The sequence below is a fragment of the Synechocystis sp. FACHB-383 genome (genome assembly GCF_014698605.1).
GTDB classification, from domain to species: Bacteria; Cyanobacteriota; Cyanobacteriia; order Cyanobacteriales; family Microcystaceae; genus Synechocystis; species Synechocystis salina.
The window spans coordinates 1-14436 of record NZ_JACJTJ010000009.1 but is presented as its reverse complement, the minus strand read 5'-3'; the positions used below and the strand labels follow the sequence as shown (position 1 = coordinate 14436).

The following is a 14436-nucleotide window of genomic DNA, read 5'->3' as shown; positions in this document are numbered from 1 at the left end:
AATCACCATCACCATTGACATGCCTACACTCATCCAAATCTTGTTTGGTACCCTGGCGCTGAGTTTCATTCATGCCTCAATTCCCAGTCACTGGTTGCCCCTTGTGACCATCGGCAAAACCGTAGGTTGGTCTCGTGCAGAAACTCTTTGGATAACTGCCATAACAGGCTTTGTCCATATCACCAGCACCCTGTTGATCGGGATAGCTGTGGGACTGCTGGGCTATCAATTAGGCGATAACTACAAAATTGTGACCCATCTGATAGCTCCGATAGTGCTCATTGGGTTGGGTCTGGGCTACCTCAGTCACCCCCTGCGTCAACGCTTTCTGTCAAGTTCCGCCCAGCATGATCATGATCATGTCTCCGTAGAGGCAATCGCCGGTAGTTCTGACCATAGTAAATGGGGCATTGTAATGACCCTATCCGCTGCCATGTTTGTTTCTCCGTGCCTTGAGATTGGCGCATTTTATTTATCAGCAGGGGGGGGCGGATGGCTCGGCATTGTTCTGGTTTCCACCGTGTATTCCCTCGTAACAGTGCTTGGAATGCTGATGATAGTGAATTGGAGTTGGCACAAAACTGAGCCGTTTTTGGCAGCTTTTGACGATTGGAACCTCGATAGCCATGTTCTGACAGGCGCAATTTTAATCGCTTTAGGTTGTTTCACATTTTTTATCAATATCTAAAAATTATGCTTCGTAAAAAAGAGATGCCCTGGATTCAACGTTATGCTCGTCCTTTAATGGCGGGGTTAGCCACCATCGGCGCTGTTGTCACTGCCTACTTAACCATGAACAAGCTCACAGGTAGTGCCACGGCTTGTCCTACTAAAGGCTGTGATATTGTGCTGTCTAGTCCCTATGCCACGCTGTTTGGACAGCCTCTGGCGCTATTTGGTCTTCTGGCTTATGTAGGTATGATTGTGCTGGCGATCACTCCCCTATTAGTAAGTGGGTCTAACCAAAAAGACCTCAGAAATAAACTAACCCGATTGACCCAACCTCTACTACTGATCGGCGGTACCGCCATGATGATCTTTAGCGGGTACCTCATGTATTTGCTCACCGCAGAAATCAAAGCCGCCTGCCTTTACTGTATCGGTTCAGCTCTCCTCTCCACCAGCCTCTTTCTACTTGCCCTCATCGGACAAAATTGGTCGGATGATTTATCTCAACCCTTCTTAATTGGTGGCATTACAACGTTGGTGGTGGTGGTGAGTACCATTGGCGTCTATGCCAATGTCAACAACCCAACTACTGCGAACAGTTTAGACGCTCTACTCGGGCCTCCTATTACCACTCAATCTGGGCAGGCTGAAATCGCTTTGGCCCAGCATTTAGAAAAGACTGGCGCTATTTTCTATGGAGCTTGGTGGTGCCCCCACTGTCAAGACCAAAAGCAGCTTTTTGGAAAGGAAGCCAGCCAGGTTATACCCTACGTAGAGTGCGCCACCCCCGAGGGAAAAGAGCAAACACCCGAATGTCAGAAAGCTGGCATTACCGGTTATCCCACCTGGGAAATCAATGGTAAACGCTTGTCGGGGACGAAAACTTTAGAGGAACTTGCCCAGCTCTCGGGCTATACCGGGCCCACCACGTTTCAAAATTCAATTTATTGATTGGCGATTGTGAATGATTCCCAGGGAAAGCACATTTAAAAAGCGAGGCCCGAAGTGACCTTGCCTCGAAAAAGTAAACAAAAAAGTTAAGCTGGGAATTTGGCTGTCCACTATCTTAAAACATAATGGACACTTCCAATTTTGCCCTGAAAAGTATCCAGTAACTCCTTTTTGCTAGACTTAATGGACATCATGTCCATTGATCAATTGATCAATCTAAGAGACACTTGTGCACTCTTTTGGCTATGCCAGGGTATCCACCAGCCAACAATCCCTCGATATTCAAATTGTCTTCCTAACCCAGTATTCCGTTCCCCAGCACCTGAGACTCCAGGAATCTGAAAACCTTACGGGGAAACATTTTTACGAGAAAATGTAACTGTCTGTTTAAATGCCAGCGCTTGTGGTGTCGGCGATCGCCGCTTGATGGGTGAGTTTGTTAATCCCAAATGGTTGAAAGTGTTGGCTTGGGCAGTTACAACCATTATTGTTGCGCTGAATGTTTGGCTACTTTTACAAACAGCAATAGGATTAATTAATTAGCCTCTCAGTAATCGTAATCCACTCAACGTTACGATTACCGTCGAACCTTCATGCCCCAAAACACCCAATGGTAGTGTGATATTACCTGCGAAGTTTGCAATTAATAAAATCACCACAAAACTGAGGGCAAAAACAATGTTTTGTTTGACAACTCCTTGAGCACGACGACCCAAACGAATTGCGTGTTCTAATCGCTCCAAACGATCCGCCATTAAGATAATATCTGCTGTTTCTAACGCCACATCACTACCAGCGGCCCCCATTGCAATGCCAACGGATGCTTGAGCTAAGGCGGGTGCATCATTAATGCCGTCCCCCACCATAGCTACTGATTGATACTGCTTCTGGAGTTTGCGAATCACATCCACTTTATCTTCGGGTAAAAGCTCTGCATAGACTTGATCGACTCCAACCTGTTGAGCAATGCTGTGGGCGGTGCGTGAGTTATCTCCCGTGAGCATGACAATTCGCTCAATTCCTAATCGTTTTAATCGGGCGATCGCCTTGGCGGCGGCGGGTCGTACAGTATCTGCCACGGCAATGAGACCTAAAATCTCTCCGGCGTAGGCAACCCAGACGACGGTTTTACCTTCAGCTTCCCACTGTTGACTTTGCTCTATCAGGTTTGTGGCAACCTCATTCACCTGGGCCTGGACAAACGCGACTTTACCGACCATCGCCCGTTGCCCCTCAATATCTCCGATAATTCCCTGCCCTGCCTGAGCTTGAACGTTTATGGCTGTCGCCCAGGTTTGGTTCTGTTGACGGGTAAATTGGGCGATCGCCTCTCCGATGGGATGTTCCGATAAACTTTCCAGGGCCGCCGCGATTTGCAGAAGTTTATCGGTGGATGGCTGAGTAGCGAGAACGTTCACAACTTCAGGTTTTCCAGTAGTCAATGTTCCAGTTTTATCAAAAGCAATCACCCGCACTCGTCCAATCCGCTCCAACTGCCCCCCGTTTTTGAATAAAATGCCTTGACGCGCTCCATTGGCAATACCAGAAAGTAAGGCCGGCATAATTGATGCCATTAGCGCACAGGGAGAAGCAACCACGAGAAAAATTAATGCACGGTAGATTGTCTCTTCCCAACTCCAACCCAGCAAAAAAGGAGGTAATGTACTGAGCAAAATTCCAGCGATCACAATCACCTTGGCATAACCGCGCTCAAATCGTTCAATAAACTGCTGGGACGGGGGAGCTTCCGTTTGGGCCTGTTGAACCAAACGAATCACTCTTTGAATCAAACTACTTTCCGGTGGTTGATGGATTTTGAGCCGCAGTACCCCATTGCCGTTGATCGTGCCTGCAAACACCTCATCTCCGATCGCCTTTTCCACCGGCATAGATTCCCCCGTGATGGAAGCCTGGTTCAGGGTGCTAAACCCTTCGATGATCAAGCCATCCGTTGGCACCAACTCTCCCGGTTTCACCAAGACTTGATCACCAATCTTAAGTTCTGCAATGGGAATGGTTTGCTCCTGCCCGTTCCGCAACACTCTTGCTACATCAGCCGTTAAACTCATCAATCCCTGGATACTCCGCTCCGTCCGTTGCATCGCGTATCCTTCCAATGCCCCACTGATGGCAAAAATAAGAATCAGAACTGCCCCATCCACAATCAGGGTATATTCCCGTCGCCAAAGTCCCAACCCGGCGGCTCCCAAGGCGGCCACAATCATCAGCAGATCTACATCAAGTTCTTTTTCCTCAAAGAGGGCTGTTAATCCTTCACGAGCGCTGTCAAACCCACCAATTACATAGGCCGCTGTTAAGACAAAAAGGGCAATTCCCAACCAACCCAAGTTAAGCATCTGCCAGCCCAGAAAGACCAGCCCGCCACAGGTGATCGCCGCCACTGCATCGGGATGATCTTTGAAAAGGTTAGAAAATCGAAAGGCAGAAGAAGGGGGAGTTACAACCATGCTTTTTAACTTGGATTTTTACCTTCCCAGCCTAAACCTTAACATTAGTGTCAATGTCAAGGTTTTGAGTAAACTAAAAGGATGAAGACTGATCACTTGACGATTAAAGAACTCACGGATGCGGTGGGAGGAGGCGTTACACCTCGCATGGTGCGCCATTACCACACGCTAGGACTACTCCCTCCTGTCAAACGTTCAGAAAGTAACTACCGCCTCTATACCCAGCAGGATGTGCAACGGCTCCAACGAGTTATTGCCCTAAAACAGCAGGGTTTTCAGTTGTCTCATATTCGACATCTGCTAGATAGCCATTCCGAGGAGAATCTTGATCCAACCTTGATGGTGCAGTTACAACAGCAATATCATTCTGTGATTCAGCAGATTACCCGACTCCGCCAAACGGCATTTGCTTTAGAAGGCTTACTGGGGCGCGATCAGAATTGCCAGATTACCCAAGCGGAAGCTCTGGCCCAACTAAAATGCCTCGATGTGGATGTCCAAGAGGGGTTAGGAAAACTTGATCAGTTGTGGATGAACCTAGATGCGGAGACAACGACTCATCCAGAAGCGTTTCAGGAATCCCTGAAACATCTGCTACCTGATTTATCGGCTTACTCAGAAATCACCATTCACTTACTACATCAATTAGTGCTGGCCTGTGGCGATGTTAGCTTGGTAAACGCCGTTCGGTTGAGCCAGGGAGCGATCGCCACTGCACGAGATGCACTAAAAGGTGGATGTTTAATTATGACTGATGTTCCCGTTGTCGCGGCGGCCTTGGATCAAACTCGGTTAGCTCATTTAGGATGTACGGTTGAAACGCTGATTGATGAACCTCACATCACGGGTGTTAGTGAAGCCGAGCAAGCCTTTTGGAACCATGACCACTGCCAACGTCGATTACAACAAATTCCCAAGGGATGTGTACTTGTGATTGGCTATGCCCCTTCTGTTTTACTCACTGCCTGTAAGCTGATGGAGCAACAGCAAATTCAGCCAGCTCTTGTCATCGGAATGCCGATCGGTTTTAGTCATGCTCCAGGAGCGAAACGACGACTGATAAATACCCCCGTTCCCCACATCACGATTCAGGGTAGCCTTGGTGGGGGTCTTCTAGCCGCAGTAACGCTAAACGCTTTGGTGGAAACATTAATTGCAAAACCAGATTGCCACTGCTATCTCACTTGTCTTTAGTAAAAATGGCTGTCATTTAAGCAAGAGAATAATCCAGGCAGCAATAATGCTAAGCAAAATAGTCATTTCAAGCACCATTAAAATAGGTGAAGATTGAAACCAAGTTGACCAGAAACCTTTCTGAAATCCACTCCACCATTGGGAGAGATGATTTGTCCAAAATTTGTAATTATCTTGATCATGAAATTGCCAGGTCAGCATTGACAGCAACAAAGGAAACCTCCCAGCTTTGGCATTTATCAACAGGTGTAGAGCGATCGCTCCCACCATTACCACCCACGAAATTAGGTGAGCGTAGTACCAACTATGGGTGAGTTTTCCCTTTTTTAAGCAAATGCTTTAAGAGTTGGCCTTATAAAAATGAAAATGAAGATGGTTATGGCTAAAATTCACTGTGGTTATAACGGAGTGAAGATGGCCATGGTCTGAGTCGTGGTGATGGCAATGCTCATGCCAAAATCCTTGTTCTACTTGGTCAAATTGCTCAGAAGGTCGTAAAAGATAAAACAGGGCAAACAAGCTGAGGGCTAAAATACCCAGGTAGAAAAAACTATTTTGAGAAAAGCGACTGCCTAACCATCCCGCCAGAGGATAGGAAAAAGCCCACCAAAGATGGCTCCAGGCAAAATGGGCACCATACACCCGACCTTGGAGGTCTTTAGCGACTCGGTTCGCAATCAGGGTTTGCATGGGTACATTTACCAGGGTTTGACCGATACCAGCCCCAGCCCACAAAATTAGTAATCCCTGTAGATTGACCATCGGGACAGGAAGGATAGCAAGGGCCATTAGGATGGCCCCAAAAGTAGTTAGAAGGATTCGTTTTTCCTGTTGCTGAGTGTTGCCTAAACCGAGGGAAGCCACCGTTGCTCCCAGCCCAAAAGCCGCCATTACCCAACCGTACTCAATCTTGCCTAGGTGTAAAACGCCTTGGACATAACCCACAGTATTCACCAAAATTCCTGCTCCAGCCAAGGAAACCACTAACTGCATGGTTAGGGCATAACGAATCAGGCGGTCGCCGAAAAGACATTGAGTTCCTGTGCCGATATCCCGTCCAATTTGGCCCGGGGTACGAACCGGCTGGGGAGTTGAGTTAGCCAAAAGTTTTCCTGGCAATGTGAGGATCAAACCGGCGGCTATCAGAAAAGTCAGGGCATCCCCCCAAAAGATATTTTTTATTCCAACAAAAGCCGCCAAGCTACCTGCTAACCCGGGCCCCAAGACTCCCAAAAGTTGATAGGTTGCACTGGAGAGGGCGATGGCCTGGGGATATTCATCATCCTTTGTCACTAGGGGAATCGTCGCAGTATAAGTCGGGGTAAAAAAAGCATTAAACACATTTAGCCCCAGAACTAGCCCATAGATTTGCCAAGCTTGGGTCACCCACGGAAATAGACAAATAATTCCGAGTCTTGCCAGATGGGTGATTACCATAATTTGCTTGCGATCATAACGGTCGGCGATCGCCCCTGCTAATGGTGACAGCAGTACAAATACCGTTACTCTCAGGGTTAAGGCTCCTGCCAGGATAACTCCGGCTCCTTCACCAGCCAACTCAAAGGCTAATAGGGCCAATCCCACCCAGGTGAGTGCATCCCCCAGCAAATTTATGGTCTGTGCCAGGTATAACTGGGCGAATAGACGGTTCCGCAAACAGTGGAAGATGGGGGGCAGTTTGCCCATAGTGCTGATGGAGAGGGGAAAGTTGATCTCCATTTTATGCCCCTAGGGGGGATATTAGGGACTAAATGAATAGGAATTTTAGTTGTATGCTCTCTGCTTTTTCATGGCAAAAATATTTAATAACTCAACGAGCAGATTGTTCAAGTTCTTCTGCTAATACTTTTTCATAAATTGCTGGTAAAGAAGCAGTCATCGAATTGTCTTCAATGCCGTAACCTAGACTTGTCCAAGTGCCGGAAAGCTTTTTCAATACTTCTTTAACCTGACCCTGTTGCAATTGCTCTGAAAAATCTATTCCCCAACGATGTTGATCCATCAGCCATCTATAGGTTACTAAATCCTGGGATTCAGGTTCAAAACTATAGTTTGTTTTTCTTATTTGACGTTGAGGGTGATACAAAGCCGCTTTTTCCTGCCAAGTTTTAGTCAAAAATTGATAACGTCCAGCCGCTGTTGAACAAAGCCCTTGATTTACTTTTGTTTTAATGGGGATACAGGTATTGGGATGATGGCTTAAATCATGGGTATGTTGGCCGCCATAAAGCAAAATATAGGGATTTTTACCATTAGATTCACTGGCAGAAATTGTCCGCATTAAAGCTCTAATGTAAGGATCACCCCCTTCCATTGCTAGGGGTGGTAAATGCCCAAAAAAGGGATTGATTTTGTCAAGATCAGGAGACTTTTTAACAAAAGTTGCCAAACAAAGAGCAAATAATAAAGCCGTCAGGGCAAAATGGGGCGACCAAGATGATTGTTTAGATCTTCGACGATGGCGATTATAGTGAGTCAAATTTTGAGTAATGGTCATAAAAATTAACTAGCAAAAAGTATAGTTAAAAATCTCTCCCACTATTTTTTAAAACAGCCAGGAGAGATAAAAGTTCAGGTTTAAAAATTCGATTTTTGGGCCCCCACCATATCATTCATATCATTGCGGACAAAAGGAGTAATCTGATCTACATTCTTGGCCCGTTTTGGCATTAACCATTTACCAAATTTGGCATAGAGAGCAGGAATTACTAAAAGTGTTAGAGCGGTAGAAGTACACAGCCCACCAAGAACAACGATCGCCAAGGGTTGAAGAATTTCATTACCTGCACTGCTGGCCGTAGCGAGGGGCAACATTCCCAAAGCTGAGGTTAAAGCGGTCATTAAAATAGCATTAACCCTTTCCATAGACCCTTTTAAAATGGTTTCCTTTAGTTTCATTCCCTGGGCGAATTTGTTGTTGTAATTGTCCACCAGCAGTAATCCGTTTCGTACTGCTACCCCAAAGAGGGTAATAAAACCCACTAGGGAGGCAATGGAAATAACACCGCCAGTGAAAACAACGGATAACAAACCCCCGATTAAAGCTAAGGGGAGGTTGATCATAATGGCGATGGTAGCGGGGAGGGATTTCACCGAAAAGAACATCAACACCCCAATCACCAGGGCGGCGACAAAGCTAAATAAAAGTAAACTGTTCGTTGCCCTTTGTTCAGATTCAAACTGACCCCCGTAATCAATGAAATAGCCCTGGGGAAGTTGAACTTTCTGTTTAATTTGAGCCTGGACATCCCCCACCACACTACCCAAATCTCGCTCAGCGACGTTGGCGGAAACCACAATTAAACGGGAAACATCCTCCCGGTTAACCACATTGGCTCCCATTCCATATTCCACCTTAGCCACATCTCCTAGGGTAATGATTTGGCCGGTGGGCGTACTAATGGGAATTGCACTCATAGCATCGAGACTATTCCGCTCAGTCTCCGGTACCATCACCACCACATTAATTAACTGTTGATTTTCAGGAACCTGGGAAACAATCCGTCCATTTAAAGCAGTTTCAACAACAGCGGAAATGTCAGCCATCCTTAACCCATACTGGGCGGCGGCGGCACGGTCATAGTGAATTTGCACTTGGCGGATAGGAAGTTGGGGTTCGAGTTGCAGGTCAACAATTCCTGGCACAGTTTTCATCGCTTTTTGTACCTGCTCTCCGATGGCCCGTAGTTCCTTTAAGTCAGGGCCAAAAATTTTTACGGCGATCGCACTTCTGACCCCGGATAGTACTTCATCCATGCGGTGGGAAATAAAGCCCCCCATATTGGACGCGACCCCCGGCAATTGGTTAAAGGCTTCCCGTAATTCTTTAACGCTGGCCTCCCGGTCTTTGAGGGCTTCATCACTCAATTCCACATCTACATGGGCCATACTAACCCCAGCCCCATCGGCATCCCCCGGCGCACGACCAGCTCGAATTTGTACCCATTCATAGAGGGGATTATCCTTCAAGGTATTGAAGAGGGCCATCCCGGCGCGATTGGTCATATCTAGGGAAACTCCAGGAAAGAGAACCATGGAATTGACCATGGATTTTTCTCGAAACTCTGGCAAAAATACCCGTCCCAGACTCGGAACCAAAGAAACAGAGGCTATTAAAGCGATCAGGGCTATGCTCAAAATCACTTGGGGTGCCCGCAGGGAAAAATTTAACAAGGGACGATATAATCGCTCTGCCCAACGAGAAACAAAAGTGCCTTCCTGGGGCAGTTGTTGGTTCGCCAAAAGAATCCCACACAAAGCAGGGGAAACGGTCATGGCCACTAGGGTAGAAGCACCAATACAAAGTAAATAAGCCAAGCCCATGGGGGCAAAAATACGCCCTTCGACCCCCGTTAGGCTAAAAATGGGGGCGAAAACCACCACAATGATCACAGTGGAAAAAATCACCGCCAATCGCACTTCCACGGAGGTGTCATAAACCACCCGCAAGGGATGTTTGGGATTGCCTGCGGCTTGGTTGGTGCGTAGACCCCGATAGCAATTTTCCATATCCACAATGGAGTCATCCACCACGGAACCGATCGCCACCACCAGCCCCCCCAAGGTCATGGTATTAATGCCCAATCCCCAGACTTTCATAAACATCAAACCAATGAGCAGGGAAAGAGGGATAGCTGTTAAGGTAATCACCGCCGTGCGCCAATTCATCAAGAAAATCAGCATAATCACCGAAACGATGACAATCCCTTCTAAGAGAGAACTGCTGACGTTGCGAATGGCGGAATCAATAAAGTTAGCTTGGCGAAAGGTTTGGGCAATTTGTACATCGGCAGGAAACGTGGGTTTTAGCGATTCAACCACTGCTTCCACCGCTTTAGTCACTGTGGGGGTGTCCACATCGGGTTGTTTATTGACCATCATCACGATCGCCGGTTGACCGTTAAAGCTCCCATCCCCCCGCTTCAGGGCACTGCCGGTTTTAACTTCAGCAACGTCCTCCAACAGAATTGGTTTACCATCCACCACTTTCACCACCGATCGCCGTAGGTCTTCAATGCTTTGCATTTGGCCCAGACCTCGCACTAATAGCTCTTGGCCACCGCCAATTAAGAAACCCCCTGGGGCATTGGAATTTGCCCCTGCACTAGCTTGGGTAACTTCATTGAGGGAAACCTTGAGAGAACGCAGTTTGGCCGGATCAACTAAAACCTGTTCCTGACGCTCATCCCCTCCGTAGATAGTGACTTGGGATACCCCAGGTATCGATAAAACTTGATTACTGACCGTGGTTTCCAGTAGTTTTCGTAACTTCATCAAGTCAGAACTTCCCTCTCCATTCACCGTAAAGGCATATTGCAAAATCGTCCCTAACGGAGAAACTAGGGGAGAAATTTCCGGGGGATGGCTTCCTTCTGGCAGTTGATTAGTGACCTGTTGTAGCCGTTCCGTAACTGTTTGGCGAGCTTTATAGACATCCGCATCTTGGTCAAAGACCACACTCACCATCGAGAGACCCACTTTCGAGGAAGACCGTACCGTTGTTACCCCAGGTAAACCATTCACCGCACTTTCAATGGGAACGGTGATTTGGGTTTCCACTTCTTCCGGTGCTAGGCCAGGAGCTTCTGTGTGAATATCCACCTGGGGCGGCGCAAATTCAGGAAAGACATCCAGGGGCATTTGGCCGACACTGATAATCCCCCAAATGGTTATGCCAATGGCCGCAATAACGATAAACCACCGTTGGGCGATCGAGGTTTTCAGAATTTGATTGAGAAGACTATTAAGCATTGATTTCTAGGGGTTACTCCTTCCTAGCTAGTAACGATGACAAACTTCAAAACGAAGAGAAACAGATTTACTCCCGGTAGGAAGGTTGAGCCTCAGGGGCCTCCTTTTTACGGGAGATACGACTCTTTTTTTTGCTTAGATTAAAAGCGCGAAGGGAGAAGATGAAAACTGTGCTTCCCACCAGCAAGCCGACAATTCCCCCCACAATGCCAACCAGGGGATTGCCGCCAGCCTGACTTGTTTCTACGCCATCAGTGCCACTGGCCATATTGCCCGCCGTATCGTGCTGATGGGGAATCCCTTCGGCATCCGCTTGGGCATGGCTAGGGTCTGGGGAGACAATGGGAGCAGGGGCAGGGGCTGTTTCAGCGGTTTCCGTTGGTTGGGTCTTCCGAGATTCAGCGTAGAGGGACAACGAGCCTTGGGTAACCAGTTTTTCCCCCACGGATAACCCATTAGTAACTTCAATTAATTCTCCTTGGGTACTTCCAGTCGCCACAGGAACCGGCTCATAAAATTCTCCATACTGCACAAACACCAGTTGCTTATCCCCGCCGTCCACTAACGCTGTGGCAGGAATATAAACTCCAGCATTGCCATCCGGTGCAGACTGGATCGGTTCCACCACAATGCCTAACACGGAATCGGTTTCTGCATTCACACCAACCCGATTAATGCCTCCCTCGGCTTGAAACTCGTCACCGTGACCCACATGGGCGATCGCCACGTTAGGAACTCCTAGGGTCAAACCTAGAGCTATAAGGGAACTTGCTAATTGAATCGTTTTCATCACACCACCTCACATTGGGAATTTGGCCAAGATTTTTCTCAGTCTGCCAGAGGGGGTATGAAATTCAGGTGAAAATCTCCGTCCCCCACTAAGATGAGGCTGTTGTGGAGGAGACAGAGGCAATGCGGATTTTATTAGTGGAAGATGAAATAGATTTGGGACTAGCAGTTAAAAAAGTGCTGGTCAGTGAAAAATATGTGGTGGATTGGGTAACGGATGGCTCCCAAGCTTGGGACTATTTGGACAATCAGTGGACGGACTACACCCTTGCTATTGTGGATTGGTTACTGCCGGGATTATCGGGTTTGGAACTCTGTCAAAAACTGAGAACCCAGGGTAATTCCTTGCCGGTGTTGATGTTAACAGCGTTAGGAGAACCGGAAAATCGGGTCGAAGGACTAGATGCCGGGGCAGATGACTATCTAACAAAACCGTTTGTGATGGCAGAGCTATTAGCAAGACTGCGGGCACTACAACGGCGATCGCCGCAATTTCAACCGCAAATTTTGACTTTAGGCAACTTCAGCCTTGATCCCAGTAATAATCTGTTATCGGTAACTATCTCGGAGCCGTCAAACCCAGAAAGACAGGAAATTGCCTTAACCGTCAGAGAATTTCAAATTTTTCAATATCTGATGCAAAATCCCGAGCGGATCATTTCCGGTAGCAAGATCCGGCAACAACTGTGGGATCTTGATGAGGAGCCCATGAGTAATGTGGTGGCGGCCCAAATGCGTTTGATACGGCGTAAGCTAGCTCAACAAAATTGTCCTTGCCCAATTAAAACAGTTCCTGGTCAAGGCTATCGGTTCACCCTATCGCCATGAATACCCGTCGCCTCTTTGCCCGCAGTCGTCTGCAATTAGCTTTCTGGTATGCCCTAGTAATGGGGGGAATTCTTACCATGTTGGGGTTGGGGGTTTATCGTGCCATTGTGCAGGCCAACTGGATGGCGTTGGAGCGAGAAGTGGAGTCGATCGCCGGAACGTTGCATGACAGTTTAGAGCCAATGCTACCGAGGAATGCCAGTCCCACGGGGGTATTACAAAAAATGTTGCCCGATCTATGTTTGATTAACCAACCCTGCCAGGTTACTCCCACCCTGATTGAACGCCACACATTGGGCATTAGTGATCGCCGTTTATACTACATTCGCTTATTTGATTATCAAGGCAACCTGCTGGCCTTTTCCCCCAATCAACCGTCTTCCCTATCCCCCATTTTCAACAAGGAAATTTGGCAGACTATTCAACCACCAAAGGGCGATCGGTATCGTCAATTCACCACTATTTTGCATAGTGCCAGTAATACAGACCAATCCTCCTGGGGTTATCTACAAATTGGCCGGAGTCTGGCAGCTTTTGATGCCGAAAATCAACGTATTCTTTGGATTTTGGGGCTTAGTTTTCCCTTTGCCTTGAGTTTGGTCGCCTTCTCCAGTTGGGGCTTAGCGGGGTTAGCCATGCGTCCCATTTACCAGTCTTACCAACAACAGCAACAATTCACCGCCAATGCGGCCCATGAATTACGATCGCCGTTGGCTAGTTTATTGGCCACAGTTGAAGCTGTGTTACGCATCGACTGTGGCCATTCCCCAGAAATTAACACCATGTTGCATACCGTTGAACGACAGGGAAGGCGGTTAAGCCAATTGATCACCGATTTATTACTGCTAAGTCGTTTGGAGCAGGAAACCACCGTCGAAGATTGGCGAGTTTGTTGTTTAAATGATTTAGTCAGTGACCTTGCTGAAGAGTTTTTGGAGTTGGCGATCGCCGCTGACATTGATCTAGCCAGTGATCTGAGTTCGGAGGAAGTTTATGTTTTGGGTAATGAATCCCAACTCTATCGACTGGTCTCAAACTTGATTGCCAACGCTATTCAATACACAACTATCGGGGGAAGTATCCGTATTGCTCTGACATCTAATGAAGAAATAGCTATCATTACTGTGCAAGATACTGGCATTGGTATTGCCCCCGACCAACAGGAACACATTTTTAATCGTTTTTATCGGGTGGATGGGGCCCGGTCTCGGCAACAGGGAGGGGCCGGATTAGGGTTAGCCATTGCCCAGGCGATCGCCGTTAAGCATCAGGGCGTTTTGAGTGTAGAAAGTGAATTGGGAAAGGGTAGTCTTTTCACCATCCATTTGCCCCTTGTTTCTGCACCGATAGTTCGGTCGTAACTCCATTTCATCTTGGTTTCATATTCCTGTGAAAAACTAAGAACGTTGCGCTGTCGGAATTCTATGCAAAACCGAATCATTGCCCGGAGTTGGGCCTTCTCCCTGTTGTTGGGGTTACTGGTGCTGTCTCCCAAGGCGACCTTAGCCCACGCAGGCCATGGAGATGAATTTAACCAAAGTGAATCGGCCCAGTCTGCCCAGGGCGTAGCCCTTGATGGGGATACCATTCGTCGCCTGAAGATTCAAGTAGAACCATTGCAATCTCGTTACCTGGCCACTGGCCTCAGAACAACGGGCCAGATCGAAACTCTCCCGCAACAACGGGTTGAGGTCACAACGCCTGTAGGAGGGAAACTGCTCAAACTGTTAGTTAATCCAGGGGACAGCGTTAAGGCCGGTCAACCAGTCGCCACCATGACCAGTGC

General features: G+C 47.6%; 12 protein-coding genes and 1 pseudogene. 6 read left to right on the top strand and 7 right to left on the bottom strand.

Annotated elements, in window-relative coordinates:
• The first annotated feature begins 19 nt into the window (after positions 1-19).
• Complete coding sequence (locus tag H6G45_RS00505) at positions 20-688, top strand: hypothetical protein (protein ID WP_190595557.1); 669 nt, start codon at positions 20-22, stop codon at positions 686-688.
• A gap of 5 nt (positions 689-693) precedes the next feature.
• Complete coding sequence (locus tag H6G45_RS00500) at positions 694-1620, top strand: vitamin K epoxide reductase family protein (RefSeq protein ID WP_190595555.1); 927 nt, start codon at positions 694-696, stop codon at positions 1618-1620.
• A 347-nt stretch (positions 1621-1967) separates the two neighbouring features.
• Here H6G45_RS00500 and H6G45_RS19340 read toward each other — a convergent pair whose 3' ends face one another.
• Positions 1968-2105, bottom strand: a complete 138-nt coding sequence (locus H6G45_RS19340; protein ID WP_206754982.1) for a hypothetical protein — start codon at positions 2103-2105, stop codon at positions 1968-1970.
• Between the two features lie 54 nt (positions 2106-2159).
• Positions 2160-4088, bottom strand: a complete 1929-nt coding sequence (locus tag H6G45_RS00495) for a heavy metal translocating P-type ATPase (protein WP_190595553.1) — start codon at positions 4086-4088, stop codon at positions 2160-2162.
• Positions 4089-4169: 81 nt separating this feature from the next.
• Here H6G45_RS00495 and H6G45_RS00490 point away from each other — a divergent pair, with 81 nt between their 5' ends.
• Positions 4170-5282, top strand: coding sequence for a precorrin-8X methylmutase (locus tag H6G45_RS00490; protein WP_190595552.1), 1113 nt, complete (start codon positions 4170-4172; stop codon positions 5280-5282).
• Between the two features lie 12 nt (positions 5283-5294).
• Here the strand turns inward: H6G45_RS00490 and H6G45_RS00485 are convergent, their stop codons facing one another.
• From H6G45_RS00485 to H6G45_RS00465, 5 genes are all read right to left on the bottom strand, one after another.
• Positions 5295-5552, bottom strand: a complete 258-nt coding sequence (locus tag H6G45_RS00485) for a hypothetical protein (RefSeq protein WP_190595550.1) — start codon at positions 5550-5552, stop codon at positions 5295-5297.
• Between the two features lie 69 nt (positions 5553-5621).
• Complete coding sequence (locus H6G45_RS00480; protein ID WP_190595678.1) at positions 5622-6968, bottom strand: MFS transporter; 1347 nt, start codon at positions 6966-6968, stop codon at positions 5622-5624.
• A gap of 124 nt (positions 6969-7092) precedes the next feature.
• A complete protein-coding gene (locus tag H6G45_RS00475) occupies positions 7093-7779 on the bottom strand; it encodes a glycoside hydrolase family protein (RefSeq protein WP_190595548.1) in 687 nt (228 codons plus the stop codon).
• Positions 7780-7859: 80 nt separating this feature from the next.
• On the bottom strand, positions 7860-11033 hold the full coding sequence (locus H6G45_RS00470) for an efflux RND transporter permease subunit (RefSeq protein ID WP_190595546.1): 3174 nt from the start codon (positions 11031-11033) through the stop codon (positions 7860-7862).
• A gap of 67 nt (positions 11034-11100) precedes the next feature.
• The gene (locus tag H6G45_RS00465) at positions 11101-11823 is read right to left on the bottom strand and encodes an efflux RND transporter periplasmic adaptor subunit (RefSeq protein ID WP_190595544.1); all 723 of its coding nucleotides are present in this window, start codon (positions 11821-11823) and stop codon (positions 11101-11103) included.
• Between the two features lie 122 nt (positions 11824-11945).
• Here H6G45_RS00465 and rppA point away from each other — a divergent pair, with 122 nt between their 5' ends.
• The 3 genes and pseudogenes from rppA to H6G45_RS00450 all read left to right on the top strand — a co-directional run.
• Complete coding sequence (rppA, locus tag H6G45_RS00460) at positions 11946-12650, top strand: two-component system response regulator RppA (protein ID WP_190595542.1); 705 nt, start codon at positions 11946-11948, stop codon at positions 12648-12650.
• Positions 12647-14011, top strand: a complete 1365-nt coding sequence (gene rppB / locus H6G45_RS00455) for a two-component system sensor histidine kinase RppB (protein ID WP_190595540.1) — start codon at positions 12647-12649, stop codon at positions 14009-14011. Before rppA ends, rppB begins: the two co-directional genes overlap by 4 nt.
• Positions 14012-14074: 63 nt before the next feature.
• A pseudogene (locus H6G45_RS00450) lies at positions 14075-14436 on the top strand (efflux RND transporter periplasmic adaptor subunit); the annotation flags it as partial.

Coding starts and splice junctions, on each gene's coding strand:
- rppB (WP_190595540.1), top strand. CDS start 12,647: ATGAATACCCGTCGCCTCTTTGCCCGCAGTCGTCTGCAATTAGCTTTC.
- H6G45_RS00465 (WP_190595544.1), bottom strand. CDS start 11,823: ATGAAAACGATTCAATTAGCAAGTTCCCTTATAGCTCTAGGTTTGACC.
- H6G45_RS00480 (WP_190595678.1), bottom strand. CDS start 6,968: ATGGGCAAACTGCCCCCCATCTTCCACTGTTTGCGGAACCGTCTATTC.
- H6G45_RS00485 (WP_190595550.1), bottom strand. CDS start 5,552: ATGGTGGGAGCGATCGCTCTACACCTGTTGATAAATGCCAAAGCTGGG.
- H6G45_RS00500 (WP_190595555.1), top strand. CDS start 694: ATGCTTCGTAAAAAAGAGATGCCCTGGATTCAACGTTATGCTCGTCCT.
- rppA (WP_190595542.1), top strand. CDS start 11,946: ATGCGGATTTTATTAGTGGAAGATGAAATAGATTTGGGACTAGCAGTT.
- H6G45_RS00505 (WP_190595557.1), top strand. CDS start 20: ATGCCTACACTCATCCAAATCTTGTTTGGTACCCTGGCGCTGAGTTTC.
- H6G45_RS00490 (WP_190595552.1), top strand. CDS start 4,170: ATGAAGACTGATCACTTGACGATTAAAGAACTCACGGATGCGGTGGGA.
- H6G45_RS19340 (WP_206754982.1), bottom strand. CDS start 2,105: ATGGTTGTAACTGCCCAAGCCAACACTTTCAACCATTTGGGATTAACA.
- H6G45_RS00470 (WP_190595546.1), bottom strand. CDS start 11,033: ATGCTTAATAGTCTTCTCAATCAAATTCTGAAAACCTCGATCGCCCAA.
- H6G45_RS00475 (WP_190595548.1), bottom strand. CDS start 7,779: ATGACCATTACTCAAAATTTGACTCACTATAATCGCCATCGTCGAAGA.
- H6G45_RS00495 (WP_190595553.1), bottom strand. CDS start 4,088: ATGGTTGTAACTCCCCCTTCTTCTGCCTTTCGATTTTCTAACCTTTTC.